The organism is Sorangium sp. So ce124, from assembly GCF_051525235.1.
Taxonomy (GTDB): Bacteria; Myxococcota_A; Polyangia; order Polyangiales; family Polyangiaceae; genus Sorangium; species Sorangium atrum.
Map to the genome: position 1 here is coordinate 6,400,156 of NZ_CP150312.1, position 26,760 is coordinate 6,426,915.

The following is a 26,760-nucleotide window of genomic DNA, read 5'->3' on the forward strand; positions in this document are numbered from 1 at the left end:
CGGCGCGCGGCGCCCACCTGCCACCTGCCCACGGCGCTCAGCTCGGCAGGGCGCTCGGATCGACCGCGCGCGGCGGCCCGGCGCGCGGCAGCTCGACGATGAACGTGGCGCCGGCGCCGGGCGCGCTCTGGACGCGGATCGAGCCGCCGTGCGCCTCTGCGATCCTGCGGCTGATGTACAGGCCGAGCCCCAGCCCGCCGTAGTGCCGGTTGGACACGGCGCGCTCGAAGCGCTCGAAGATCCACTCCTGGCGCGCCGGATCGATGCCGATCCCGTGATCCCTGACCGAGAGCCAAGCCTTCCCGGCCTCCTCGCCGAGGACGACCTCGATGGGCTTGCCCGCGCCGAACTTGATCGCATTGGCGAGCAGGTTCGTCACGATCTGATCGACGCGAGAGCGATCCCAGCGGCCCACGATCCGGCCGCCGTCCCGGAGCGAGGCCGAGCACCCGGCGCGCTCCAGATCCAGCCTGAACCGCGCGAGCACGTCGCGGGCGACCTCCCTGAGGTCGACCTCGGCGACGCTGAGCCTCAGCCGAGCCGCGTCGATCTGCGAGACATCGAGGAGCTCGCTGTTCAGGCGGGTCAGGCGCGCTCCCTGCCGCAGCGCGCGGTCGACCTGCCTGCCCATGGCCTGCGGATCCCAGATCCGACCCGACCGGATGGCCCTATCCATCGCCTCGAGCGTGAGGGTGAGCGACGTCATCGGCGTGTTGAGCTCGTGCGTCGCCACCGTCAGGAACTCGTCCCGCATCCGGACGGCCTCCTGGGCGGCACGGTAGAGCCGCGAATTGTCGATCGCCATCGCCGCCCGGCGCGCAACTTCCTGCACGAGCTCGAGATCTGCCTCCCCGTAGCGGCGCCCCGGCACGGACGAGACGACGTTCAGCACCCCGAGCGGCTGTCCCCGCGTCACGAGCGGCACGGTGATGGAGCTATGCGTCCCGAGCTCGCGGAGGAGCCTTTCGTGCCCCTCGTCCTCGGCGTATCTCCGGAGGACTTCGTCGGAGATCTCGGGGAGCAGGAGCGACTCGAAGTCCCCGAGGACGCGGGCCGCCGGGTGGGGCGAATCCCGGCCAGGAGGGTATCGCCGTCGTAGCTCCGCGAGCAAAAGCTGCTTCGCAGGATCGCTGTGAGCCGAGGCCGCGGGCCGGGCCTCTCCACCGTCGACGACATCGATGATGCACCAGTCGCAGAGCGATCGCACCGACAGCCGCGCGAGCCGCGACAGCGTCTCCCCGTAATCGAGCGACCCGGAGAGGATCTCCCCGGCCTCGGCCAGGAACGCCGCGCGCCGCACGGCCGTCTCCGCCGCCGTCCGGGCGGACTGCTCCTTCGAGAGGAGCCGCGCGTTCTCCAGGGAGATCGCCGCCTGCGAGGCGAGGAGCGAGAGGGCGGTGAGCCTCTCCTGCGTGAACGCGCCGGCGAGGAGGTTGTTCTCGAGGAAGAGCAGGCCCACCACCTCGGCTCGCCTCAGGATGGGCATGCAGAGGAGCGATCTGGGCCGATTCCGCGCGAAGTAGACGTCGCCGGAGAACCTGCCCGCATCGGCGGTCGCGTCGTGCAGGATGACGCGCTCCTCCGTCCGCCACACGTAGTCGACCACCGACGAGGGGAGGCGCCGTGAAGAATCCACCGGCCCCGGCTCGAGGGTGCTCATCACCGCCCCTCCCTCCTCGAGCGCGGCCTCCGCTTCGATCGAGGGCCTTCCGTCCTGACTCAGGACGATGCAGGCCCTCTGCGCGCCGCCCTGCTCGAGCACGACCTCGAGCAGCGTGCGAAGGAGCCTGTCGAGGAAGATCTCGCCCGAGATGGCTTGCGAGGCCTTGGTCACCGAGAGCAGGTCGAGCTGCTCGGGCCGAGCCGCGAAGGTGGCGGTGAACGGGGTGGGCCTCGGCTCTCGGAGGCGCGGGTTCTCCCTGTCGAGCTGCGCCACCTTGCCGTCGGCGCCCCAGCGGGCGTAGCAGGTGCGCGCGTCGCCAAGGTAGGTGTCGGCGAACCTGTCGAGCCCCCGTGCTCGGTAGAACCGAGACGCGACCTCGCAAGCGACCGCCTCGTTGTGGACGAAGCCGCTGGCGCGCGCCAGGTGGATGGCCTCTTCGTAGAGGCGCTCGGCGTCGAGGTGCCGGTCCTCGATTCGCGCGATCTCGGCGGCGACCAGCGCCGCGCGGTTCCCGAAGTTCTCGGGGCAGCTCGTCGCCCAGCGCTGGAGCTGCTGGTGGTGGGCGATGATGGCATCCCAGTGCCGGCAGCGCTCGTCGGCGGTCGCCGCGTCGTGGTGGGCTGCCCGCGCGAGCGCTCCGTAGAAATGGTACTCCGCCGCCTCGAAGAACGACGCCGACGACCCGAGGAGCCGCTCTGCTTGCGAGGCTGCCTCGACGGCGGAGGCGTGGTCCTCCGCGTAGAAGCGCCCTTGCAGCTTGCGGATCCAGTACCAGCAGGCGGCGAGCGTCAGCGCGGGATCGCTCATGAGGTGCCGCTCGAACCGGCCCTCGTCGAACTCCGCGTCGTTGAAGGTGGAGAAGTCGGGCGAGAGGCCCCGGAGCGCCCTGATGAGCCGGCGGTTTCCCGTATAGATGTCGACGATGAGATGGAACCTCGCCCTCCGCGCGAACTCGAGCTCTCTCTCTGCTTCGCGCTGCGCTTCGTCGAGCAGATCGCCGCCCGAGAGCAGGAGCGAGACCAGGGAGCTTCCGGTATAGGCCACATACGCGAGGTCGCCTGTCTCCTGCGCCACGTCGCGGGCGCGCCGCATGAGCTCGATGCTGGCGCGCAGGTGCCTCGTCCAGGGCAGGACCATGAACGCGAAGGTCGCGTAGACGCGGGCCTTGAAGCGGAGCAATCCGTGCTTCTCCACCAGATCGAAGCCCAGCTTGCCGAAGCGGTACGCCGCCTGGTAGTCGCCGAAGCGCGGGCCGAGGCACGTGCTGAGGTAGACGTAGGCGAAGGACGAGGCGTCGCTGTTTCCGTGCTCGATGCTGAGGTTCACGGCGCGACCCAGGATGAGGGCGAGCAGATTGGCGTCGGTGAAGAGCGCCGGCGGGATGGTCGACGTGAGGACGTCCACGGTCGCCCGCGAGACCGCATCGGTCATCGGGGGCAGATCGATGAGCTCCTCGATCGAGCGGCTCCCGAGCCGCTCCCCTAGCCGCTCGAACTCCCGATGGACCTCCTCGTCCGTCGGGTGCGGCGACCACGCGACGCCGACGCGCCGGAGGTATTCGAGGCACGCGCCGACGGCGCGGTCGCTCCAGGTGAGGGTCGTGAAGAGCTCGACGCGAGCGCGCGCGACGGCGGCCGCGTCGACGAGGTCCCGCGCGCGGCGCCAGAGCGCGGAGAGCCGCTCCTCCGCCGCCGGGGCGCCGGTGACGGTCTCGCACTCGGCCAGGTGGAGCTCGATCGCGAAGGCGAGCTCGTACCGCGTGTCCCAGCCCTCACCCCTGAGGAGCTCGGCGGCGACCGCGAGATAGCTCAGCGCCGAGGCGTAGGCCGTGGCTCTCCTGGCGCGCTCGCCCGCGACGAGGTTGAGCTCGGCCACGCGCTCGCGCTCTTCCCGCGCCGTGATCAGCGCTGCGCCGCGGTTGAGCTGATTCACGATCTCGAAGATCTTTTCCTCGATCTCCTCGGGCGGCGTCCGCGATGAGAGCAGACGGCCGATCCCGAGGTGCATCGCCGCCCGCTCGTCCTCGGGGAGGAGCGAATAGGCCGCCTCCTGGACGCGGTCGTGGAGAAAGCTGTACGCGCCGTCCGTGCGGACGACGAGCCCTGCGCGGACGGCCTCCCAGAGGACCGCGTGCAACACCCCCTCCGAGCGGCCATGGACCATCGCCAGGAGCGAGATCTCCGCGGCGTGTCCCAGACAGGCGAGCTGCTTCACTCCTTCCTGGGTGCTGGCCGGGAGCCGCATGAGCTTCCCGACCATCAGGGCCACCACGTTGTCGGTGAAGCCCTTGGCGCGTATCTTCGTGACGTCCCACCGCCAGGCCTCTGCGTAGACGTCGAACTCGATCAGGCGCTCCTCGTGGAGCGCCATGAGAAACTGGATTGCGAAGAAGGGGTTGCCGCCCGTCCTCTCGTGGACGAGGTCCGAGAGCGGCGCGGCGTCCTCGCGGCGGCAGTGCAGCGTGTCGCTGACGAGCGCGGCGAGGTGCTCGCGCGAGAGCGGGCCAAGCACGATCTCCCGGACGCTCGCGCCCCCCTTCCGCATCTGATCGAGCGCCAGCATCAGCGGGTGGGAGCGGGTCACCTCGTTGTCGCGGTAGGCACCGATGACGAGCAGACACCGCGTCTCGGTGTGCGTCATCAGATCCTCGAGGAGCCCGAGGCTCGCGGGATCGGCCCACTGGAGATCGTCGAGAAAGAGCGCGAGGGGGTGCTCCTTCCGGGTGAATACCCCGATGAAGCGCCGGAACACGACGCGGAACCGGCTCTGCGCCTCGGTCGGCGGCAGCGCGGCGACCGGCGGCTGCCGCCCGATGACGAGCTCGACCTGCGGGATCACGTCCACGATCAGCTGTCCGTTGACCCCGAGGGCGGCGAGCAGCCGCTCCCGGACGACCGCGAGCCGCTCCTCGCTCTCGGCGAGGAGCTCGAGCACCAGCTCCCGGAAGGCCTGGACGAGCGTCGCGTACGGGATATCGCGCTTGTGCTGGTCGAACTTCCCCGAGATGAAGAATCCCCGCTCACGGACGATCGGCTTGTGAAGCTCGCTCACCAGCGCGCTCTTGCCGATCCCGGAATAACCAGACACGAGGACGATCTCCGGGGCTCCCGTGCCGACCACGCGCTCGAACGCGGACAGCAGCGCGGCGACCTCGTCCTCGCGGCCATAGAGCTTCTGAGGGATCTGGAAGCAGCCGGAAACGTCGCGCTCGGCCAGGGGGAACGGATCGAGCCTGCCGGTGGCCCGGAGCTCCGCCTGGCACCGCTCGAGGTCATGCAGCAGGCTGCTCGCGGTCTGGTAGCGGTCCTCCGCCATCTTGGCGAGGAGCTTCAGGACGATCGCGGAGAGGATCTCGGGCAACTCCGGGACGAACGCGGAGGGCGGCTTCGGCTCGCGGGCGACATGGCAGTGCACCCACTCGGGTGGGTCGCGCGCCTCGAAGGGCAGGCGACCGGTGAGCATCTCGTAGAAGGTCACGCCGAGCGCATAGAGGTCGGCGCGGCTGTCGATCGCGCGGTTCATGCGCCCTGTCTGCTCCGGAGACAGGTACGGCAACGAGCCCTCGATGAGCCGCGGAGGCCCCGCCGGCGGCTGCTCGCGGGAGAGGCGGGACGCGAGCCCGAAGTCGGTGAGCTTGACCTGGCCGGTGGCCGCGTTCACGAGGATGTTCTGGGGCTTGAGATCCTTGTGAAGGATGCCCCGCGCGTGGAGCTCCGCGACGCCGGCCACGATACGGACCGCCAGGTCGAGGAACCGCTCGGTCTGCATCGGCGCGCCGATGAAGTGATCGAGCGACTCGCCGCCGAAATCCTCCAGGACGAGCGCTGGCAGCCCCTCATACGTCTCGAGGGCGAGCGGCGTCACGATGGCCTCGTGATTCAGCATCTTCCCGATCGCGTACTCGTTCTTCAGGCGCTCGACGTCCTGCGGGCGGCTGCGCCTCGCGTCGATGACCTTCAAGATCACCGAGCGGCCATCGGAGCTCCGGACCGCGCGGAGCAGGCTGGTCCTCAGGCCCTCATGGAGGGTCTCGATGATCGTGTATGGCGAGGCGGCGCTCATCCCCATGCGGGAGGCGCTCCGTGGAGCGGCGCCGGCGCCCGGCGGCCTGGCGGCCCCTGGGGGCTGCCGCCGACGCCCGAGCGCTCGAGTCCGCGCGCCTTGCCGAGACGACGCAGCCACACGACCGGCGTGAGCGCGCGGCGCTCACCGGGGACCGCATTCTCTGTCACGGCCTCCCACGATCGTGTCACCCCAGCACCCCCTTTATCGATAGGTACCACGGGTCAGGCCCGGCAGTTCCGCGGTGCACGTCGCGGGCCCCGACGAGCGGGGGCCTCCATGCTCTCGTGACGCGGCGATCAGGCGGGCTTCGCTGCGGCCGGGGCACGCTGCCGGACGGCGATCGCGGCCTTCAGGCCCGCCCGCAGGTCCCGGAAGGTCTCCACGCCCGACCAGTCGAGCCCGAGCCGCGTGAGCGCCTGCGCCATGGCCGGCGAGATGCCCACGAACGAGCACGCCGCGCCGAGCAGCCGCGCCGCCCGGACGGCCTTGAGCAGGTAGCCCGAGACGACCTCGTCCGTGACCGACACGCCCGTCACGTCGATGATCACGCGGTCCGACGAGGTCTCCACGACGCTGTCGAGCAGGCTCTCCAGGATGAGCGACGATCGCCGGCGGTCGATGGTGCCGACGAGCGGCAGGACGAGGACGCCTTCCCAGACCTGGATCACCGGCGTGGAGAGCTCGAGCAGCGCCCGCTCCTGCTCCTCGACGAGGCGCAGCTTCCTCTGCAGCTCCTCGGTGCGCATGAGGGCCGCGCTCTCCGCCTGCCGCTTGCTCTCGAGGAGCGCCCGCTCGGCCTGCTTCTCTCGCGTCACGTCGCGCAGCTCGACGAGGATCAGCTCCTCGCCCGCGGCTCTCACCTTGCGCGCGAGCACCTCGATGTCGACCGCGCGGCCGTCCTCGCGCGCGGCGCGGCAGGTGAACCGCTTGCGCGCGCCGCCGAGCACGTCGGGCCACGCCCGCCCGAGCGGCTCGAGCGGATGCCCGCTCGCCAGCGCCCCCCCGCGAATCGCCAGCGCCTCCGGCCCGGCGAGGCCGTCTCCGAGCAGCTCTCGGATCCGCGCGTTCGCGAACGCGACATCGCCCGTTCCGCTGTAGACGAGGACGCCGTCGCGGATCGCGTCGAGCACGCCCCGCAACGCCTCGAGCGCCGCGCCCTCCCCCGGCGTGTCGCGCTCGGTCATGCCGGTGCCTCGCTCGCGGGCTGCGCGCTCACGCCGCCCCCGGCGGGTGGGCCCTGCGCAGCCAGGCCAGCGCCTCTTCCTCGGAGAAGAACGCGGCGATGTGCGCATCGTCCTCTGCGAACCGGCTGGCGGCGAACTCGTGGTTCTCGACGACCTGCTCCGCGCCCGGCGCGGCCTCCCTGGGCAGGAGCGTCGCGACCCGCTTCAGCCCGGCCGCGTAGGCCTTCGGCATGATCTCGTCTCGCTGCCAGTCGTTGATGCCGTCCCAGCTCGACTTGCAGTCGCGTATGTCGATGAGGCACAGGGGGCCCCCGCACTCCAGGAAGACATCGTAGAAATGACCGCCGATGATCTCCTTCATCTCCTCGTCGAGCGGCGTGCCATACCAGCGCGCCACGAAGACCCCGGGGATGCGGCCAGGCTTCTCGATGCGGTGGATGCGCTCGCCAACAACGTTGAAGGCCTCCACGACGTCGCCGTCGTGCACGACGCGGATGCCGGTCCGGGTCTCGATGGGTCTCTTGAGTGTCTTCGTCATCGGAGCTCCCCCGCCCCCCTGCCATCCAGGTCCCCTGGAGCGCCGCAGGGAGCGTCTGGATATACCTATCGAGCGCGACCTCTCCGTCGCAAGCGTCTTCGGGTCCCGGGCGCGCGAGCCGCCGGTGCCCTTGTGAGACAGCCCATGAGCGAGGCAGCCGAAGAGCTCGTTCAGCAGCTTGTGCTCCGCCATCTCGGCCAGGGCCGTCCCGTCGTCGATCGGAGACCTGCGGTTCAAGGCATCAGGCCTCCGCGTTGGCGAACTAGAGCCCGAGGTCGAGACCGACAGGAGGTTGAGCAGGACCTGCTCCAGGCGGCATGACGGGCAAGGGCGTCGCGAGGTAGCCTCCCGGCCATGAGCGGACCACGTCCTGCCCGCGCCGCCCGCCCCGACCCCGCCGCCCGCCCCGACCCCGCCGCCCGCCCCGACCCCGGCGTTGCGCCCGCCGGCCGCGCCGTCGTCGACCCCGGCGCCCCTGTCTCCGCCGACCGCCCCCTCGACCCTGCCGACCGCGCCCGCGCCGCGCTGCGGGCCGGGCGCATCGCGGCGCTGACCGCCGGCGGCCTCGCCCTCGGCAAGCTCATCGCCGGCCAGCTCGGACAGTCGATGGCCGTGACCGCGAGCGCCGTCGACTCGCTCACGGATCTCTTCGCCTCCTCGGCGAACGCCCTCGCCATCCAGCTGGCGCACGCCGCGCCCGACCGCTCGCACCCGTTCGGCCACGCGAAGATCGAGACGCTCGCGACCGCCGGCCAGGGCCTGCTCATCGGCGGCTCGGGGGTCTACCTGCTCATCGAGGGCATCCGGCGGCTGCTGTCGCCCGAGCCGCTCCGCCTCGCCGGCGTCACGCTCGGCGCGATGGCCGCCGCCGCGCTCGTCACCGCGGCGCTCGTGGCCTACCTCGGCCGCGTCGCCGCGCGCACCGGCTCGAGCGCCATCCAGGCCGACGCCGTCCACTACCGCACCGACATCGCCGCGAACCTCGCGGTCCTCGCCGGCGTCGCCGTCACGTACGCGACGGGCTTCTCCCGCATCGACGGCGTCCTCTCGGTCGCGGTCGCCGTCTACATCCTCATGTCCGCGGGGACCCTCCTCCGGCTCGGCGTGCGCGACCTCATCGACACGAGCGCCCCGGAGGAGCGCGTCGGCGCCATCGCGGCCGCGCTCGACGCCATGCGCGATCGCGGCGAGCTCCTCGGCCACCACGCGCTCCGCACGCGGATCGCCGGGCGCACGCTGTTCGTCGAGGTGCACATCGAGCTCTCGGGCGACCTCCCCCTCGCGCGCGCGCACGCGACCGGCGACCGCGCGCGCGACGCCATCCTCGCCATCGAGCCCGACGCGCAGGTGCTCGTGCACATCGACCCCGAGCGCGACGAGCCGGCGTGAGCGCGCCTGGCAGCGTCGCTCAGCCCGCCAGGGCCCGCGGCGCTGCCCCGCGCGGCGGTCCGGTCCGCGGCAGCTCGACGATGAACGTCGCCCCGGCGCCGAGCGCGCTCTCGACTCGGATCGAGCCGCCGTGCGCCTCCGCGATCCGGCGGCTGATGTACAGGCCGAGCCCCAGCCCGCCGTAGTGCCTGTCGGACACCGCGCGCTCGAACCGCTCGAAAATCTGCGCCTGTCGCGCGGGGTCGATCCCGATCCCGTGATCCCTGACCGAGAGCCGTGCCGTCCCCGCCTCCTCGCCGACGGAGATCTCCACGGGTTTGCCCGCGCCGAACTTGATCGCGTTGGCGAGCAGGTTCGAGACGATCTGGTCCACGCGGGAACCATCCCAGAGGCCCACGACCCGGCCGCCCTCCCGCAGCGAGACCGCACACCCGGCGCGCGCCAGATCCAGCTTGAACCGCGCGAGCACGTCGCGGGCGACCTCCCCGAGATCGACCTCCGCCACATCGAGCCTCAGCCGAGCCGCGTCGATCCGCGACACATCGAGGAGCTCGCTGTTCAGGCGGGTCAGGCGCGCCGCCTGCCGCAGAGCGCGGTCGATCTGCCTGCCCATGGCCCGCGGATCCGAGGTTCGACCCGATCGGATGGTCCGATCCATGGCCTCGAGCGAGAGCGTGAGCGACGTCATCGGCGTGTTGAGTTCGTGCGTCGCCACGGTGAGGAACTCGTCCCGCGCGCGGATGGCCTCCTGGGCGGCGCGGTAGAGCCGCGCGTTGTCGATCGCGATCGCCGCCCGGCGCGCCACTTCTTGCACGAGCTCGAGATCGGCATCCCCGTAGCGGCGCTCCCGCGCGGACGAGACGATGCTCAGCGTCCCGATCGGCTGTCCACGCGCCACGAGCGGCACCGTGATGGCACTCGCGGTCCCGAGCTCTCGGAGGAGCCTCGCGTGCCCGCCGTCCTCGCAATGCTCCCGGAGGGTGGCCTCGGAGAGATCGGCGAGCAGGAGCGGCTCACCGCTGCGCAGGACGGTGGCCGCGGGATGGGGCGAGTCCCGGCCAGGAGGATACCGCCGCTCCAGCTCCTGGATCAACGACGCCCGCGTGGGATCTCGGTGCGCCCAGGAGATTCGGCGGATCTTTCCACCTTCCACGACATCGATGACGCACCAGTCGCAAAGCGATCGTACCGAGAGCTGCGCGATACGCGACAACGTCTCGCCATAATCGAGCGACGCGGAGAGGATGTCCCCGGCCTCGGCCAGAAAGGCCGCGCGGCGCTCGGCCGCCTCGGCCGCGGTCCGCGCGGCCTGCTCGTTCGCGAGCAGCCGCGCGTTCTCCAGGGAGATCGCTGCTTGTGTGGCGAGCAGCGAGAGGGCGGTCAGCCGCTCCGGCGTGAACGCGCCCTCGACGAGGTTGTTCTCGAGGTAGAGCAGGCCCACCACCTCGCCTTGCCTCAGGATGGGCGCGCAGAGCAGCGACTTGGGCCTGTATCGAGCGAAGTAGCCATCGCCGGAGAACTTGCCCGCGTCCGCGGCGGCGTCGCTCAGGATGACACGCTCCTTCGTCCGCTGAACGTAGCGGACGAGCGACATGGGGACGCGCCGCGAGCAATCCTCCGCCTTCGGCGGGAGGAGGGTCGTCGCCGCCCCTCTCTCTTCGAGGGCGGCCTCCGCCTCGATGGAGAGGCGCCCGTCCTTGTACAGGAGGAGGCAAACCCTCTGCGCGCCGCCCTGCTCGAGGACGACCGCGAGCAGCGTGCGGAGCAGCTTGTCGAGGACGAGCTCGCTCGACAGGGTCTGCGAGGCCTTGGTCACCGAGAGCAGGTCGAGCTGCTCGGGCCGCACCGCGAAGGAAGCGGTCGGGGCGAGCGGCGTCTTGTCCCAGAGGTGCGGATGCTGCTGGTCGATCTGCTTGACCTTGCCGTCCGCCCCCCAGCGGTCGTAACAGGCGCGGGCCTCGCGGAGGTACGTGTCGGCGATCAGGTCGAACCCTCGCGTCCGGTAGAACCTCGACGCGATCTCGTGGGCGAGCGCCTCGTCGTGGGCAAAACCGCTTTCGCGCGCGGCGCGGATGGCCTGCTCGTACAGATGCTCCGCTTTGTCCCATTCGCCGCCGATGCGCGCGATCTCGGCGCCGACCAGCGCCGCGCGATCGCGGAAGTTCTCCGGGCAGCTCGAGGCCCAGACCTCAAGCTGATGGTGGTGGGCGACGAGCGCCGTGAGGTGCTGCGACCGCTCATCGGCGGATGGAGATGCCGCGTCGTGGCGCGCCGCCCGCGCGAGCGCACCATAGAAATGGTATTCGGTGAGCGCGAGGAACACCGGCGATGTCCGGAGGAGCTGCTGCGCCTTCGCCCCGGCCTCGAGGGCAGAGACGTAATCACCCGCGTAGCAACGCGCTTGCAGCTTGTGGAGCCAGTACCACCCCGCGGCGATCGAGAGGCGCGGATCGCGCTCGAGGCGCCGCTCGAACCGGCCCTCGTCGAAGTCGTCATCGTTGAAGGAGCCAAGGACCGGCGAGAGCCCCCGAAGCGTCCGGATGAGCCTGAGCTGTCCGGTGATGAGGTCGACGACGAGGCCGAACTTCGCCTTCCGCGTGAACGCGAGCGCTGCCTCGGCCTCTCGCTGCGCCTCGCCGAGCGGATCTCCCTCCGTGAGGAGGAGCGTCACCAGTACGGCGGACAGATACGACGAATACGTGAGATCGCCGGTCTCCTGCGCCGCGCGAAAGCCGCGTCGTAATGGATCGAGGCTGGTGCGCACGTGCCTCGTCCAGGGGTTGATGGTGTACCAGAAGACAAAATAGACGCGGGCCTTGAAGCGGAGTATCGCGCGCTTCTCCATCAGATCGAGGCCGAGCTTGCCGAAGCGAAACCCCGCCTGATAATCGCCGAAGTGCGATCCGAGGAGCGAGCCGAGCCGGACGTAGGCGAGGCATGATGCGTCGCAGTTGCCATGCTCGAGGCTGAGGTTCACCATGCGAGCGACCAGGAGGCTCAGCAGGTTCTTGTCGGAGAACAAGGCCGGCACATCGCACGACGAGAGGACGTCCATGGTCGCGCGGCAGTCCGGGTCGGTCATCGTGGGCAAATCGAGGAGATCCTCGAGCGGGCGGCTCCCGACCTTTCGCCACATCCGCTCGTATTCCTTCTGGATATCCGCGTCCGACGGGTGCGGCGGCCACGCGACGCCGACGCGCCGGAGGTACTCGAGGCACGCCTCCACGCTGCGGTCGCTCTGATCCAGGGTCGTGTAAAGGGCCATGCGCACGCACGTGACGGCGGCGAAGTCGACGACGTTCCGGGCACGGCGCGAGAGCATGGCCAGCCGCTCCTCCGCTGTCGACAGCTCGCCGGTCAGGTACTCGCACTCGGCCCGATAGAGCTCGAGCGCGAAGGCGAGCTCGTACCGAAGCGACCAGCTGTCCTCGGCGAGGAGCGCCGCGCCGGCGGCGACGTACGCCAGCGCCGAGGCGTAGGCGGTCGACCCCTTGGCGCGCTTGCCCGCCACGAGGTTGAGCTCGGCGACCCGCTCTCGCTCGCCCCGCGACGTGATGAGCCCGGCGCCGCGGTTGAGCTGGTTCACGATTTCGAAGATCTTCTCCTCGAGCTTTTCGGGCGGCGTATGCGACGCGAGCGCCCGGCCGATCCCGAGATGCACCGCCGCCCGCTCGCCTTCGGGGATGAGCGAATAGGCCGCCTCCTGGACGCGGTCGTGGAGGAACTTGTACGCGCCGTTCAAGCGAAAGACGAGCCCCTCATGAACTGCATCCCAGAGATCCGTGTGCACGTCCTCCTCCGAGCCGCCCTGAACGATCGTCAGGAGAGTGACCTCCACGACGCCTCCCAGACAGGCGAGCTGCGTCAGCGCTCCCTGGGTGCGCCGAAGGAGCCGCGCGAGCTTGCCGACCATCAGGTCGACCACGTTGTCGGTGAACCCCTTCTCGCGGATCTTCGCCACGTCCCACCGGAAGGCCTCGGCGCGCTCGTCGAACTCGATCAGCCGCTCTTCGTGCAGCGCGGAGAGGAACTGGATCGCGAAGAACGGGTTGCCAGCCGTCTTCTCGTAAACGAGGTTCGAGAGCGGCGCGGCGTCCTCGCGGCGGCAGCGGAGCGCGTCGCTGACGAGCGCGGCGAGGTGGTCCCGGGAGAGCGAGCCGAGCACGATGTCCGTGATGCGCGCCCCCTCCTTCCGCGCCTGGTCGAGCGCCCGCACCAGCGGATGCGAGGGGGTCACCTCGTTGTCGCGGTATGCGCCGATGACGAGGAGATATCGCGTTTCGGGGTGCGTCACCAGATCATGAAGGAGCCCGAGGCTCGCAGCGTCGGTCCACTGGAGATCGTCGAGGAAGAGCGCGAGGGGGTGCCCGGTCCGGGCGAACACCCCGATGAAGTGCAGGAATACGATGCGGAACCGGTTCTGCGCCTCCGCCGGCGGGAGCTCAGGAACCGGCGGTTGCCGGCCGATGACGAGCTCGAGCTGAGGGATGACCTCCACGATGAGCTGTCCGTTGATGCCGAGGGCGCCGAGCAGCCGCTGCCGGATGGCCGCGATCCGGTCCTCGTCCTCGGCGAGGATCTCCAGCACGAGCTCCCTGAAGGCCTGGACGAGCGTGAAGTACGGGATGTCGCCCTTGTATTGCTCGAACTTCCCCGAAAGAAAGGACGCTCGCTCCCGGACAATCGGCTTGTACAGCTCGTGAACCAGCGCCGACTTGCCGATGCCCGGATAGCCTGAGACCAGGACGAGCTCGGGGGCGCCCGTGCCCATCACACGCTCGAACGCGCCCAGCAGCGCGGCCACGTCCTCCTCGCGGCCATAGAGCTTCTGCGGGATCTCGAAGCGATCGGAGACGTCGTGCTCGACCAGGGGGAACGGCTCGATCCGGCCGGTGGCTCGCCACGCCGAAAGGCACCGATCGAGGTCATGCTTGAGGCCGCGCGCGGTCTGATAGCGATCCTCCGCCATCTTCGCCAGGAGCTTCAGGACGAGCGCCGAGACGACCTCGGGCAGCTCCGGGACGAGCGCGGAGGGCGGCGGCGGGACGCGGGCGACGTGACAGTGCACCCACTCGAGCGGGTCCCGCGCCTCGAACGGCAGGCGCCCGGTGAGCATCTCGTAGAACGTCACGCCGAGCGCATAGAGATCGGTGCGGCTGTCGATCGCCCGGTTCATCCGCCCCGTCTGCTCCGGAGCCAGGTACGGCAAGGAGCCCTCGATGAGCCGGGGAGGCCCTGCCGGCGACTGCTCGCGGGAGAGGCGGGACGCGAGGCCGAAGTCGGTGAGCTTGACCTGCCCGGTAGCCGCGTTGACGAGGATGTTCTGGGGCTTGAGATCCTTGTGGATGACGTCCCGCTGGTGGAGCTCCGCCACGGCGCCTGCGATACGAACCGCGAGCTCGAGGAACCGCTCGACCTTCATGGGGGCGCCGAGCAAGCGGTCGAGCGACTCACCGCCGAAATCCTCGACGACGAGCGCCGGCAGCCCCTCGTACGTCTCGAGGGCGAGCGGCGCCACGAGGGCCTCGTGGCTCAGCGCCTTGCCGATCGCATACTCGTGCTTCAGGCGCTCGACGTCCTGCGGGCGGCTGCGCCTCGGGTCGAGGACCTTCAGGATAACGGGGCGGCCATCGGCGCTCCGAACCGCGCGAAGCAGGCGGGACCTTTGGCCCTCGTGGAGGATCTCGGTGATCGCGTAGGGGGAGGCCGGGCTCACCGCCATGGGGAAGAAACGCCATGGATCCCTGGCGCCCGGCGGCTACGTGGGACAGGAGCGCTGTCGGCGCCGGAACGGTCAAGTCCGCGCGCCTCGCCGAGGCGGCGCGGCCGCACGGCCGGCGCGAGCCGACGGCGCAGGCCGGGCACCGCATTCGCTGCCACAGTCTCCCGTCGTCGTGCCACCCGAGGCCCCCCTATCGATAGATACCACGGCTGAGGCCCGGCAGTTCCGCGGCGCACCTCGCAGGCGCCGGCGAGCAGGGATCCCCGGGCTCACGTGCATGCCCGCACCGCTCAGCCTGGCGGGCCGCTCGGCTCGGCCCCGCGCGGCGGTCCGGCCCGCGGCAGCTCGACGAGGAACGTCGCCCCGGCGCCGAGCGCGCTCTCGACGCGGATCGAGCCGCCGTGCGCCTCCGCGATCCTGCGGCTGATGTACAGCCCGAGCCCCAGCCCGCCGTAGTGCCTGTCGGACACCGCGCGCTCGAACCGCTCGAATATCTGCTGCTGGCGCGCCGGGTCGATCCCGATCCCATGATCCCTGATCGCGAGCCGCGCCGTCTCGGCCTCCTCCCCGACGGAGATCTCGACGGGATTTCCCGCGCCGAACTTGATCGCATTGGCGAGGAGGTTCGAGACGATCTGGTCGACCCGCGAGCGATCCCAGAGCCCCACGATGCGCCGGCCGCCGCCCAGCAGCGAGACCGAGCACCCTGCGCGCGCCAGATCCAGCTTGAACCGCGCGATCACCTCGCGCACGACCGCCACCAGGTCGACCTCCGCGACCTCGAGCGACAGCCGAGCCGCGTTGATCCGCGAGACGTCGAGGAGCTCGCTGTTCAGGCGGGTCAGGCGCGCCACCTGCCGCAGCGCGCGGTCGACCTGCCTGCGCATGGCCTGCGGATCCCAGGAGCGACCCGGCTGGAGCGCCCGATCCACGGCCTCGAGCGTGAGCGTGAGCGACGTCATCGGCGTGTTGAGCTCGTGCGTCGCCACCGTCAGGAACTCGTCCCGCACGCAGATGGCGTCCTGGGCAGCGCGGTAGAGCCGCGCATTGTCGATCGCGATCGCCGCCCGGCGCGCCACCTCCTGCACGAGCGCGAGATCGGCGTCCCCGTAGCGATGCTCCGGCACGCACGAGACGATGTTCAGCACGCCGATCCTCTGTCCCCGCGCCACCAGCGGCACGATGATCGAGCTCACCGCCCCGAGCTCGCGGATGAGCCTCGCGTGCCCGTCGTCCTCGGCGTATTCCCGGAGGACTTCGTCGGAGAGCTCGGCGAACAGGAGCGGCTCACCGCCCCGCAGGGCCTTGAGCGCCGGGTGAGGCGAATCCCAGCCAGGCGGATACCGCCGCTGTAGCTCCGCGAGCAACGACTCCTTGGCAGGATCTCGGTGCGCCCAGGAGAGCCGGCGGATCACCCCGCCTTCCACGAGGTCGATGATGCACCAGTCGCAGAACGTCCGGACCGACAGCCGCGCGATGCACGACAGCGTATCTCTGTCATCGAGCGACCCGGAGAGGATGTCCCCGGCCTCCGCCAGGAAGGCGGCGCGCCGCTCCGCCGCCTCGGCCGCGTTCCGCGCGGACTGCTCCCTGGAGAGCAGCCGCGCGTTCTCCAGCGAGATCGCCGCCTGTGTGGCGAGCAGCGAGAGGGCGGTGAGCCTGTCCTGCGTGAACGCGCCGGCGAGGAGATCGTTCTCGAGGTAGAGTATGCCCGCCACCTCGGCCCGCCTCAGGATAGGCACGCAGAGGAGCGATCGGGTCCTGCGCCGCGCGAAGTACTCGTCTCCGGAGAACTTGCCCGCATCGGCCGCCGCGTCGTGCAGGATGACGCGCTCCTTCGTGCGGTGTACGTAGCGGACGAGCGACGCGGGGACGCGCCGCGACACCTCCTCCGTCGAACGCGGGAGGACGGTCGTCGCCGCCGCGCGCTCTTCGAGGGCAGCCTCGGCCTCTATCGAGAGGCGCTCGCCCTGAACCAGGACGAGGCAAGCTCTCTGCGCGCCGCCCTGCTCGAGGACGACCGCGAGCAGCGTGCACAGCAGCTTGTCGAGGACGATGTCGCTCGAGATGGCCTGAGACGCCTTGATCACCGAGAGCAGGTCGATCTCCTCGGAGCGCGCCGCGAAGGTGGCGGCCTGGGCGAGCGTCCTCGCCTCCCAGAGGCGAGGATTCCGCTGCTCGATCCGCTGGACCTTGCCGTCCGCCCCCCAGCGCGCGTAGCAGGCGTGGGCCTCGCGGAGGTACGTCGCGGCGAATGCGTCGAGCCCCCGCGCCCGGTAGAACCTCGACGCGACCTCGTACGCGAGCGCCTCGCCGTGGACGAAGCCGCTCTCGCGCGCAGCGCGGATCGCCGCTTCGTAGAGGAGCTCGGCGTCGAGAGCCCGGCCCTCGAGGCGCGCGATCTCGGCGCCGACGAGCGCGGCGCGGCTGCCGAAGTTCTCTGGGCAGCTCGCAGCCCAGACCTCGATTTGCTCGCGGTGGGCCGCGAGCGCCGCGAGGTGCTGGCGCCGCTCGTCGTTCGACGCGGGCGACGCGGGCGCCACCTCGCAGCACGCCGCCCGCGCGAGCGCGCCATAGAAATGGTAGTCGCTCACGTAGAAGAACGACTGCACCGCCCAGCGGAGCCGCTCCACCTTCGTCGCCACGGCGAGGGCAGAAGCGTAATCGCCGGCGTGGAAGTGCGCCTGGAGCTTGCAGATCCAGTACCAGCAGGCGGCGACCGAGAGGCGCGGATCGCTCTCCAGGTGCTGCTCGAACCTGGCCTCGTCGAAGGTCGCGTCGTTGAAGGAGGAGAAGCTGGGCGTCAAACCGCGGAGGCACCGGATGAGCTGCAGCTGCGCGATGACGCAATCGATGATGAGACCGAACCTCGCCTTCCGTACGAAAGCGAGCGCGCTCTCGGCTTCGTGCTGCACGTCCCCGAGCGGCTCCGCCTTGGCGAGCAGCATCACGATGGAGGCGTTGCGGGCAAAGGCTGCGAAGGTGAGGTCACCGGTCTCGCTCGCCATGTCGAAGACGCGCCGCAGGAGCTCGATGCAGGTGCGCACGTGCCTCGTCCAGGGATTGACCAGGACTCCGAAGTCCAGGTAGACGCGGGCCTTGAAGCGGTCGAGCCCGTGCTTGTCCACCAGATCGAGGCCGAGCTTGCCGAAGCGGTACCCCGCGCGGTAGTCGCCGAAGCGCGAGCCGAGGACCGCGCCGACTTGCACATAGCCGAAGCACGATCCGTCGCTGTTCCCATGCTCGAGGCTCAGGTTCACCATGCGACCGACGAGGAGGCTGTGCAGCCTCTGGTCGGTGAACAAGGCCGGCGCCTGGCCCCAGTTGAGGATGTCCATGATCGCGCGAATCGCCGGATCGGTCATCGGGGGCAAGTCCACGAGCGCCTCGATCGGCCTGCTCCCGAGCTGACCCCACATCCGCTCATACTCCTTGCGGACTTCCTCCTCTGTCGGGTGCGGCGACCAGTCGACGCCGACGCGCCGCAGGACCTCGAGGCAGATCTCGACGGCGAGCTCGCTCCGATCCAGCGTCGTGTAGAGGTCCGCGCGCACACAGGCGACCGCCGCCGCGTCGGCGAGGCTCCCTGCGCGGCGCGAGAGCATCGAGAGCCGCTCCTCCGCCGCCCCGAGCTCCCCGGTCAGGTACTCGCACTCTGCCCGGCGCAGCTCGAGCGCGAAGGCGAGCTCGTACTGCCGCTCCCAGGGGTCTTTCTCCAGGAACGCGGCGCCGGCGACGAGGTAGGTGAGCGCCGAGGCGAAGGCCGCCGACGCCATGGCGCGCTTGCCGGCAACGAGGTTGAGCCTGGCGCATCGCTCTCGCTCCTCCCGTGACGTGATCAGCGGGGCGCCGCGGTCGAGCTGATTGACGATCTCGAAGATTTTCTCCTCGAGCTCCTCCGGCGCCGTGCGCGCGGCGAGCAGCCTGCCGATCCCGAGGTGCGCCTCCGCCCGCTCGCCGTCGGGGATGAGCGAATAGGCCGCCTCCTGCACCCGATCATGGATGAATTTGTAAGAGCTGGGGAGGCGCTGGACGAGCCCCGCGGAGACGGCCTCCCAGAGGTCCGCGTGCGCGTCCTGCTCCGCGCGGCCGCGGACCATCGCGAGGAGGGCGACCTCCGCGGTGTTCCCCAGACAGGCGAGCAGCTGCAGCGCCCTCTGGGTGCTCGGAGAGAGCCGCACGAGCTTGCCGACCATCAGGTCGACCACGTTGTCGGTGAGGCCCTTTCCGCGGATCCTCGCCACGTCCCACCGAAACCTCTCGGCGCCCTCGTCGAACGCGATCAGCCGCTCTTCGTGCAGCGCGGTGAGGAACTGGATCGCGAAGAAGGGGTTGCCGCCCGTCTTCTCGTGGACGAGATCCGAGAGCGGCGCGGCGTCCTCGCGACTGCAGCGGAGCGCGTCGCTGACGAGCGCGGCGAGGTGCTCGCGGGAGAGCGGGCCGAGCGCGATGTCCGAGATGCGCGCGCCCTCCTTCCGCACCTGGTCGAGCGCCAGCACGAGCGGGTGCGAGGGGCTCACCTCGTTGTCGCGGTACGCGCCGATGACGAGGAGATGATGCGTCTCGGGGTGCGTCAACAGATCATGGAGGAGCCCGAGGCTCGCCAGATCGGCCCACTGGAGATCGTCGAGGAAGAGCGCGAGGGGGTGCTCCTGCCGGGCGAACACCCCGATGAAGCTCCGGAACACGACCCGGAACCGGCTCTGCGCCTCGGCCGGCGGGAGCTCGGCGACCGGAGGCTGCCGGCCGATGACGAGCTCGATCTGGGGGATCACCTCCACGATGAGCTGTGCGTTGCTCCCGAGCGCGCCGAGCAGGCGCTGCCGGAAGGCCGCGATACGGTCCTCGCTCTCGGCGAGGATCTCGAGCACGAGCTCCCGGAACGCCTGGACGAGCGTGGAATAGGGGATGTCGCGCTTGTACTGGTCGAACTTCCCCGAGAGAAACAGGGCTCGTTCACGGACGATCGGCCTGTAGAGCTCGTGGACCATCGTCGACTTGCCGATGCCCGAATAGCCGACGACCACGACGAGCTCCGGGGAGCCCGTGGCCACCACCCGCTCGAACGCGCAGAGCAGCGCGGCCACATCGTCCTCGCGGCCGTAGAGCTTCTGAGGGATCTGGAACCGGCGGGAGGCATCGCGCTCGGCCAGGGGAAACCGCTCGATCCTGCCGGTCGCTCGGCGCTGCGTCGCGCACCGATCGAGGTCGTGCTTGAGGCCGCGGGCGGTCTGGTAGCGATCCTCGGGCGTCTTGGCCAGGAGCTTCAGGACGAGCGCCGAGAGCACCTCGGGCAGCTCCGGCACCAGCGCCGAGGGCGCCGGCGGGGCGCGGGCGACGTGGCAGTGCACCCACTCGAGCGGGTCCCGCGCCTCGAACGGCAGGCGCCCGGTGAGCATTTCATAGAACGTCACGCCGATCGCGTAGAGATCGGCGCGGCTGTCGATCGCCCGGTTCATTCGCCCTGTCTGCTCGGGAGACAGGTACGGCAACGACCCCTCGATGAGCCGTGGAGGCCCCGCCGGCGCCTGCTCGCGCGAAAAGCGGGACGCGAGGCCGAAGTCGGCGAGCTTGACCTGGCCGGTGGCCGGGTTGACGAGGATGTTCTGCGGCTTGAGATCCTTGTGGAGGACGTCCCGCTCGTGGATCGCCGCCACGCAGGCCGCGATGCGGACCGCGACGTCGAGGAACCGCTCGGCGTTCATGGGCGCGCCGATGAGGTGATCGAGCGGCTCGCCGCCGAAGTCCTCCAGGACGAGCGCCGGCAGCCCCTCGTGCGTCTCGAGGGCGAGCGGCGCCACGACCGCCTCGTGGTCGAGCAGCTTGCCGATCGCGTATTCCTGCTTCATCCGCTCGATGTCCTGCGGGCGGCTGCGCCTCGGGTCGAGGACCTTCAAGACCACCGGCAGGCCATCCGCGCTCCGGACCGCGCGCAGCAGGCTGACCCGCCGGCCCTCGTGAAGCGTCTCGGTGACCAGGTAAGAGGGAGCGCTCACGTCCATGGCGAGCCCCCTGCGGAAGATGCGCCACGAAGCGCTGGAGCCTGGCGGTCTAGCAGGACATGGCGGCAGCCGTCGACCCGGGCGCGGTCGAGCCCGCGCGCCTCGCCGAGACGACCCGACCCCGCCGGCGGCGTGAGCGCGTGGCGCCCGCCGGGCGCCGCGTTCCGGGTCACCGCCTCCGACGGTCGTGCCACCCAACGCCCCCTCTTATCGATAGACTACCACGGGGGGAGGCACGTTCATTCCGAGGCGCGCCTCTCGGTGGGTGCTTGCCGCGCGGGCGCGCTCACCCGAGGAGGCCTCTACGCGCCGGGCTCGTCGATGTCGTCGTGGTCTTCGTGCTCCTCGAGGTAGCGCTCGGGCGCGAGCTCCCACCGCTCGGGCGAGCGCCAGAGCTGCGACAGGAGCAGCTCGCGCATCAGCAGGATCTCCTTGGGCAGCCGGTCGTAGAGCCGCTCGAAGAGCTCCCCGTGCGAGCCGAACTCGACCTTCCACGCCTCGCGGTCGACCGCCATCAGCTGGTAGAACTGCTCCTTCGAGAAGCGGTCCATGCCCCGCCACTCGATGTCTTCGTAGCGCGGCATCCAGCCGAGCGGGCTCTCCTCCGCGAAGCCGCGGCCGTGCACGCGGTCGACGATCCACTTGAGGACGCGCATGTTCTCCCCGAAGCCCGGCCAGAGGAAGTTGCCCTGGTCGTCCTTGCGGAACCAGTTCACCGCGAAGATGCGGGGCGGATTGACGATCTGGCGCCCCATCTGCAGCCAGTGGTTGAAGTAATCGCCCATGTGGTAGCCGCAGAAGGGCAGCATCGCCATCGGGTCGCGGCGCACCTGGCCGATGGTGCCGGCGGCCGCGGCCGTCATCTCCGAGCCGATCGTCGCGGCCGTGTAGACGCCGAAGCTCCAGTTGAACGACTGGACGACGAGCGGCACCGTCGTCGCCCGCCGCCCGCCGAAGACGATCGCGCTGATGGGCACCCCGTTCGGATCGTCCCAGCGCGCATCGATCGACGGACACTGCGACGCAGGCGTCGTGAAGCGCGCGTTCGGGTGCGCCGCCTTGCGGCCGCAGTCCGGGGTCCAGTGCTTCCCCTGCCAGTCGATGAGCTCCGGCGGCGGCTCGTCGGTCATCCCTTCCCACCAGACGTCGCCGTCGGGCGTGAGCCCCACGTTGGTGAAGATCGTCCCCTTCCGGATGGTCGCCATCGCGTTCGCGTTCGACTTCTCCGACGTCCCGGGGGCCACGCCGAAATAGCCCGCCTCGGGGTTGATCGCATAAAGCTGCCCGTCCCTCCCCGGCTTCATCCAGGCGATGTCGTCGCCCACCGTCGTGACCTTCCAGCCCGCGAACGCCTTCGGCGGGATGAGCATGGCGAAGTTCGTCTTGCCGCACGCGCTCGGGAAGGCCGCGGCCACATACGTCTTCTCGCCCTTCGGCGACTCGACCCCCAGGATCAGCATGTGCTCCGCGAGCCACCCCTGCTCCCGGCCGAGGACCGAGGCGATGCGCAGCGCGAAGCACTTCTTGCCGAGCAGCGCATTGCCGCCATAGCCGCTCCCGTAGGACCAGATCAGCCGCTCTCCCGGGAAGTGGACGATGTACTTGTGCTCCGCGTTGCACGGCCACGGCACGTCGGCCTGCCCCGGGGCGAGGGGCATGCCGACCGAGTGCAGACAGGGGACGAAATCGCCGTCGCCGAGCGCCTCGAGCACCTTGCGCCCCATGCGCGTCATGATCCGCATGCTCGCGGCGACGTACGGCGAGTCGCTGAGCTCCACGCCGATGTGCGAGTAGGGCGAGCCGATCGGGCCCATGCTGAAGGGGATGACGTAGAGCGTGCGCCCCCGCATCGACCCGGCGAAGAGCCGGCGCAGCGTGGCCTTCATCTCCTGCGGCTCGGCCCAGTTGTTCGTGGGGCCGGCGTCCTGCTTTCGCCGGCTACAGATGAACGTGCGGTCTTCGACCCGCGCGACGTCGCTCGGGTCCGAGCGCGCGAGGTAGCTGTCCGGGCGCTTCTCCGGGTTCAAACGGATGAGCGTACCCGCCTTGACCATCTGGTCGCACAGCGCGTCGTACTCCTCCTTCGAGCCGTCGCACACGTGCACGTTGTCCGGCTGGCACAGCGCGACGACCTCGGCGATCCATTGCCTGAGCTTCTCGTTCGCGATCTTCGCCCGCAGGCCGGGGATCGACACCGGCGGCGGCGGCTCCGAGTGGAACGAGCTCTGGCTGTTTTGGCTGGCTGCTACGGACACTTGCGTACCCTCCTGGCTCTCTGGGTCGAACGCGCTCTGCAAAGCGCAGGCCCTGCCCGCCCTCGACGTCAATTCTGGCCGAAATGCGGCCGCAATGCTGCACTGATTCTTCCTGAGCACGGCCGCCCCAGCGCGGCCGCGCGCAGCCGGCGCGCCCCGGTGCATAGGGTGCGCCGGCCGCCCCGGTGATGCGCCTGCGTGACGCCGATCGCCGTCGCGGCTGTACCGCATGGACGATGCTGATCGCGGAGCGGGCAAGCTCGGCGCGAGCGCGCCCGAGGCCAGCGCCGCGCGCAGGGCCGGGCCGCGCGCGCCCGCGCACGTTCGATTGATCCCGGCTCGACGTCACGTTAAGGAACGAAACAAGCCATCGGGTCCGGGGGAAACGACGATGGATCGCCCCTGCGGCCGACGCGTGGACGCCGGCACAGGGCAGAGCGCATGTCAACCAATGGATCTCTCGTCGTCGTCGGAATCGGCATCCAGTGGGGCGGCCAGACGACCCTCGCAGCCCAGCGCGCCATCCAGCGCGCGGATCGGGTGCTCTTCGCGGTGGCCGACGCGTGGGCCGCGCGCTGGGTGCGCAGCCTGAACCCGGCGGCCGAGTCGCTGCCCTACGGGCAGGGCAAGACGCCGCGGCGGTCGATCTACGCGGAGATGGTCAAGCGCATCCTGGGAGAGCTGCGCCAAGGGCTCAAGGTGTGCGCGGTGTTCTACGGGCACCCGGGCGTGCTCGCGAGCGCGGCGCACGAGGCGGTCCGGCAGGCACGCGACGAGGGGTTCCCGGCCCGGATGCTGCCCGGCATCTCATCCATCGACTGTCTCTTCGCCGATCTCGGGCTGGATCCTGGCCGGGACGGGCTCCAGCTCTTCGAGGCGACCGATTTCCTCATCCGGGGGCGGGAGATCGACGCCCGGACGCCGCTCGTGCTGTGCCAGATCGGCGGGGTCGGCTGCGCGGGCGTCTTCGACCCGTCGGACGCCGCGCGCATCCGCCGCGGGCTCGAGAGCCTGGGCGAGCGCCTGTGCCAGACCTATCCGGCCGCCCATGAGGCGGTGATCTACGAGGCGGCCGCGCACCCGCTGGCCTCGCCTCGCCTCGACCGGGTGGCGCTCTCGGCGCTCTCGGCGGCGGCCGTGGACGACATCTCGACGCTGTACGTGCCGCCGGTCGCGCGGGCGCCCGTCGACCCGGAGGCGCTGGAGCGCATCGGCTGGGACGGCGACGCCGGAGCCGGGGTGGATCCACCACTTGTGCACTGACGAGGTGACCTCATGACAGCGAATGAACGCACGAAGATCAAGAGCCTCGCCCAGAAGGCCGAGGGGCGGCGCAAGGAGGGCCAGTACACCGAGGCGATCCAGCTCTTCACCGAGGCGCTCGAGCTCGACAGCGGGTACGCGTGGGCCTACGCTCACCGGGGCGCCGCCCACGCTGCGCTCGACAACTGGAAGGCCTGCTGCGACGATTTCGAGACGGCGTTGAAGCTGAAGCCCGATTACGGATGGGCGTACGCGCGCTGGGGGGAAGCTCATCGGATGCATGCGAGCTACAGGCTGGGCAGGGCCGACACGCCCCCGGACTGGCGCGAGCAGCACGCGGCCATCGACCGCGGGATCGAGCTCCTCGAACGAGCTGCCGAGCTGTCGCCGGGGAGCGCCTGGACCTTCGCCCACCGGGGCGCGGCGTACACGTACAAGTACTGGCTCGAGGTGATGCCCAGGCTGGTGCCGGCCCTGGAGCTGGACAACCGCCCCACGCCGGCGCCGGAGGCGCAGCGCTCCAGGGGCAGCGACGCCGCGTCGCGAGCGCTGCAGGACCTCGACAAAGCGTGCGAGCTCGATCCGCGGTACGCGTGGGTCTTCGCGTTCAAGGCATGCGTTCTGGCCCTCCTCGCGCGGGAGCAGCTCGAGATGAAGCCCGGGCTTCTCGAGGCGCGCGACTGCCTGCTCAACTCGCTCGCGCTCGACGTCGACAAGCGGCTGCCAGTCGACCGCGCCGCCGCAAAGCTCCTGAGCTGCGCGGGGACTTTCCGTGAGTCCGTCGCCGCAGGGCTCAACGGCGTGGCGAAGGATCCGTCGGATGTCTTCTCGCGCTACTTCGTCGCCGTCGGGCTAAAACACCTCAATGACCCCCTGGCGCCGGTGGTCATCGAGCACACCCGGAAGGTGCTCGAGTCGACCAAGAGCGAAATCGACACGATGCTCCACGGCCTGGACGTGCTCGAAGGCCGGGTAGACGGCAGGTCCATCGTGAGCAAGCGAAACAACCTGTCCGTCGAGGCAATCGCGCTCGTGGCCTTCGATCCCACGTGGAGCGAACTCCACATGAAGCCGCTCTCGCCGCTCGAAATTCGAGAGCTCCAAGCCAAGGACGACTGAACCATAGGAGAATTCATGGATCATCTCTTCGACCTGCTCACGGAGCTGAGCATCGACCCCTTCAAGCAGAATGAGCTGCTCACCGACGAGGAGCGGGCCGCGCTGGAGCAGCGGGGTTCGCCCGAGGTGCAGGCCGCGATCGCGGACGGCGCGTGGACCCGATGCGCCGGTCTCTTCGATCCCGGCCCCGACCCGAACGAGGACGAGGATCCCGACCCCGCCGACCTCCGGGACCGGAGCCCCCACGCCTTCCAGAACGACCGGCACCACGCGGCGCGGTGATCCGGCCGAGCGCGAGCTCGGCCCACGCGCGCGGAGGTGAGCCAGGCGAGATGGGCTGCTCCGCGTGCCCATGCCGCGCGCTGGGTGCGCAGCCTGAACCCGGCGGCCGAGTCGCTGCCTTACGGGCGGAGCAGGGCCGCGGCGGCAGATCTATGAAGAGGGAGCTCATGACCAACAAGAAACGCACGAAGCTCATTAGCCTGGCCCAGCAAGGCGAGGTTCACCGCACGAACGGCAACTCCACCGCGGCGGTCCAGTGCTTCACCGACGCGCTCGCGATCGACGGCAAGTACGCGTGGGCCTACGCTCACCGGGGCGCCGCCTACGCAGCCATCGACGACTGGAAGCGCTGCTGCGAGGATTTCGAGACCGCGATGAAGCTGCAACCAGAATACGGTTGGGCCGTCGCGCACTGGGCGGAGGCGTTCAGGGCCCACGCCATCTACAACATGTCCGGGCAGAGCTGGGAAGAGCTGCACAACCTCGTGGACAGGTCGATCGAGCTCTTCGATACGGCGATCACGCTCTCGCCGGGGAGCGCCTGGACCTTCGCCCACCGCGGCGCAGCGTACACGTTCAAATACTGGCTCGACATGATGCCGAAGCTCGCGCCGAAGCTCGGCCTGGACGCCACGCACGCGGCGCGGCGCACGGCGAGCCCCGGCGAGAGCGCCGCGGAGCGGGCGAGGGAGAGCTTTGATAAGGCGTGCCAGCTCAACCGGCGTTACGCCTGGGCGCACGCCTTTAAGGCGATCCTCCTCGGCCTCGTCGCCGGCGAGAAGCAGGGGACGGCGGAGGATCTCGACGAGGCGCGCCAAACCTTGCTCGAGGCGCTCCTGTTCGACGTCAACCAGCGGCTCGTGCTCGATCGCCCGCTCGCGACGCTCCTGCATCGCGCAGGAGATTTCGCGGGGTCGGTCGCTGTCGGGACGTCCGGTCTTCAGAAGGATCCGGAGGATATCGTTTCACGCTACCTCGTCACCGTCGGACTCAAGCGGCTGGGCGACCCGCTCGCGCCGGCGGTCATCCAGCAGACTCGAAGGCTGCTCGAGTTTGCCAGGTCCGAGATCCAGGTGATGCTCCTCGGGCTGGATCTGCTCGACCAGCCCGCCAGCGAAGTCAGGGCGGTCGAGACGCTATCGCACGAGCGCCTGTCCGTCGAGGCCATCGGGCTCGTCGCCTTCGACCCCACGTGGAGCGCTGTCCGCGCGCTGTCCGCGCAGGCCAACGGCAGCACGACAGACCCCGTCAAGCCCACCAAAGAGTGAGAGAGAGAGA

11 protein-coding genes are annotated in these 26,760 nt (G+C 70.1%); 5 read left to right on the forward strand and 6 right to left on the reverse strand.

Features of this window, described 5'->3' with window-relative positions; genetic code table 11:
• Positions 1 to 37 precede the first annotated feature (37 nt).
• From WMF19_RS23940 to WMF19_RS23950, 3 genes are all read right to left on the reverse strand, one after another.
• Positions 38 to 5,731 (reverse strand): sensor histidine kinase, encoded by a 5,694-nt coding sequence (locus WMF19_RS23940; RefSeq protein WP_437901233.1) that lies wholly within the window; start codon positions 5,729 to 5,731, stop codon positions 38 to 40.
• 293 nt (positions 5,732 to 6,024) lie between these two features.
• Positions 6,025 to 6,912 carry an STAS domain-containing protein gene (locus WMF19_RS23945; protein WP_437901235.1) on the reverse strand — a complete coding sequence of 296 codons (888 nt, stop codon included), beginning with the start codon at positions 6,910 to 6,912 and terminating at the stop codon, positions 6,025 to 6,027.
• Between the two features lie 28 nt (positions 6,913 to 6,940).
• A complete protein-coding gene (locus WMF19_RS23950) occupies positions 6,941 to 7,450 on the reverse strand; it encodes a hypothetical protein (protein ID WP_437901237.1) in 510 nt (169 codons plus the stop codon).
• Positions 7,451 to 7,804: 354 nt separating this feature from the next.
• Here WMF19_RS23950 and WMF19_RS23955 point away from each other — a divergent pair, with 354 nt between their 5' ends.
• Positions 7,805 to 8,839: a cation diffusion facilitator family transporter gene (locus WMF19_RS23955; protein ID WP_437901238.1), complete on the forward strand. Its 1,035-nt coding sequence runs from the start codon at positions 7,805 to 7,807 to the stop codon at positions 8,837 to 8,839.
• Between the two features lie 19 nt (positions 8,840 to 8,858).
• Here WMF19_RS23955 and WMF19_RS23960 read toward each other — a convergent pair whose 3' ends face one another.
• The 3 genes from WMF19_RS23960 to WMF19_RS23970 all read right to left on the reverse strand — a co-directional run bounded on the left by WMF19_RS23960 (position 8,859) and on the right by WMF19_RS23970 (position 22,758).
• Positions 8,859 to 14,561: an AAA family ATPase gene (locus WMF19_RS23960; RefSeq protein WP_437901240.1), complete on the reverse strand. Its 5,703-nt coding sequence runs from the start codon at positions 14,559 to 14,561 to the stop codon at positions 8,859 to 8,861.
• A 290-nt stretch (positions 14,562 to 14,851) separates the two neighbouring features.
• Positions 14,852 to 20,563, reverse strand: a complete 5,712-nt coding sequence (locus tag WMF19_RS23965; protein WP_437901242.1) for a sensor histidine kinase — start codon at positions 20,561 to 20,563, stop codon at positions 14,852 to 14,854.
• Positions 20,564 to 20,865: 302 nt separating this feature from the next.
• Positions 20,866 to 22,758: a phosphoenolpyruvate carboxykinase (GTP) gene (locus tag WMF19_RS23970; RefSeq protein WP_437901666.1), complete on the reverse strand. Its 1,893-nt coding sequence runs from the start codon at positions 22,756 to 22,758 to the stop codon at positions 20,866 to 20,868.
• A gap of 501 nt (positions 22,759 to 23,259) precedes the next feature.
• On the opposite strand from WMF19_RS23970, the gene WMF19_RS23975 reads away from it, so the two are divergent.
• The 4 genes from WMF19_RS23975 (at position 23,260) to WMF19_RS23990 (ending at position 26,750) form a co-directional block, all read left to right on the forward strand.
• On the forward strand, positions 23,260 to 24,081 hold the full coding sequence (locus WMF19_RS23975) for an SAM-dependent methyltransferase (protein ID WP_437901244.1): 822 nt from the start codon (positions 23,260 to 23,262) through the stop codon (positions 24,079 to 24,081).
• A gap of 12 nt (positions 24,082 to 24,093) precedes the next feature.
• A complete protein-coding gene (locus WMF19_RS23980; RefSeq protein ID WP_437901246.1) occupies positions 24,094 to 25,200 on the forward strand; it encodes a tetratricopeptide repeat protein in 1,107 nt (368 codons plus the stop codon).
• Between the two features lie 15 nt (positions 25,201 to 25,215).
• Positions 25,216 to 25,482 carry a hypothetical protein gene (locus WMF19_RS23985; protein ID WP_437330861.1) on the forward strand — a complete coding sequence of 89 codons (267 nt, stop codon included), beginning with the start codon at positions 25,216 to 25,218 and terminating at the stop codon, positions 25,480 to 25,482.
• 167 nt (positions 25,483 to 25,649) lie between these two features.
• Positions 25,650 to 26,750 carry a tetratricopeptide repeat protein gene (locus tag WMF19_RS23990; RefSeq protein ID WP_437901248.1) on the forward strand — a complete coding sequence of 367 codons (1,101 nt, stop codon included), beginning with the start codon at positions 25,650 to 25,652 and terminating at the stop codon, positions 26,748 to 26,750.
• Positions 26,751 to 26,760 lie beyond the last annotated feature (10 nt).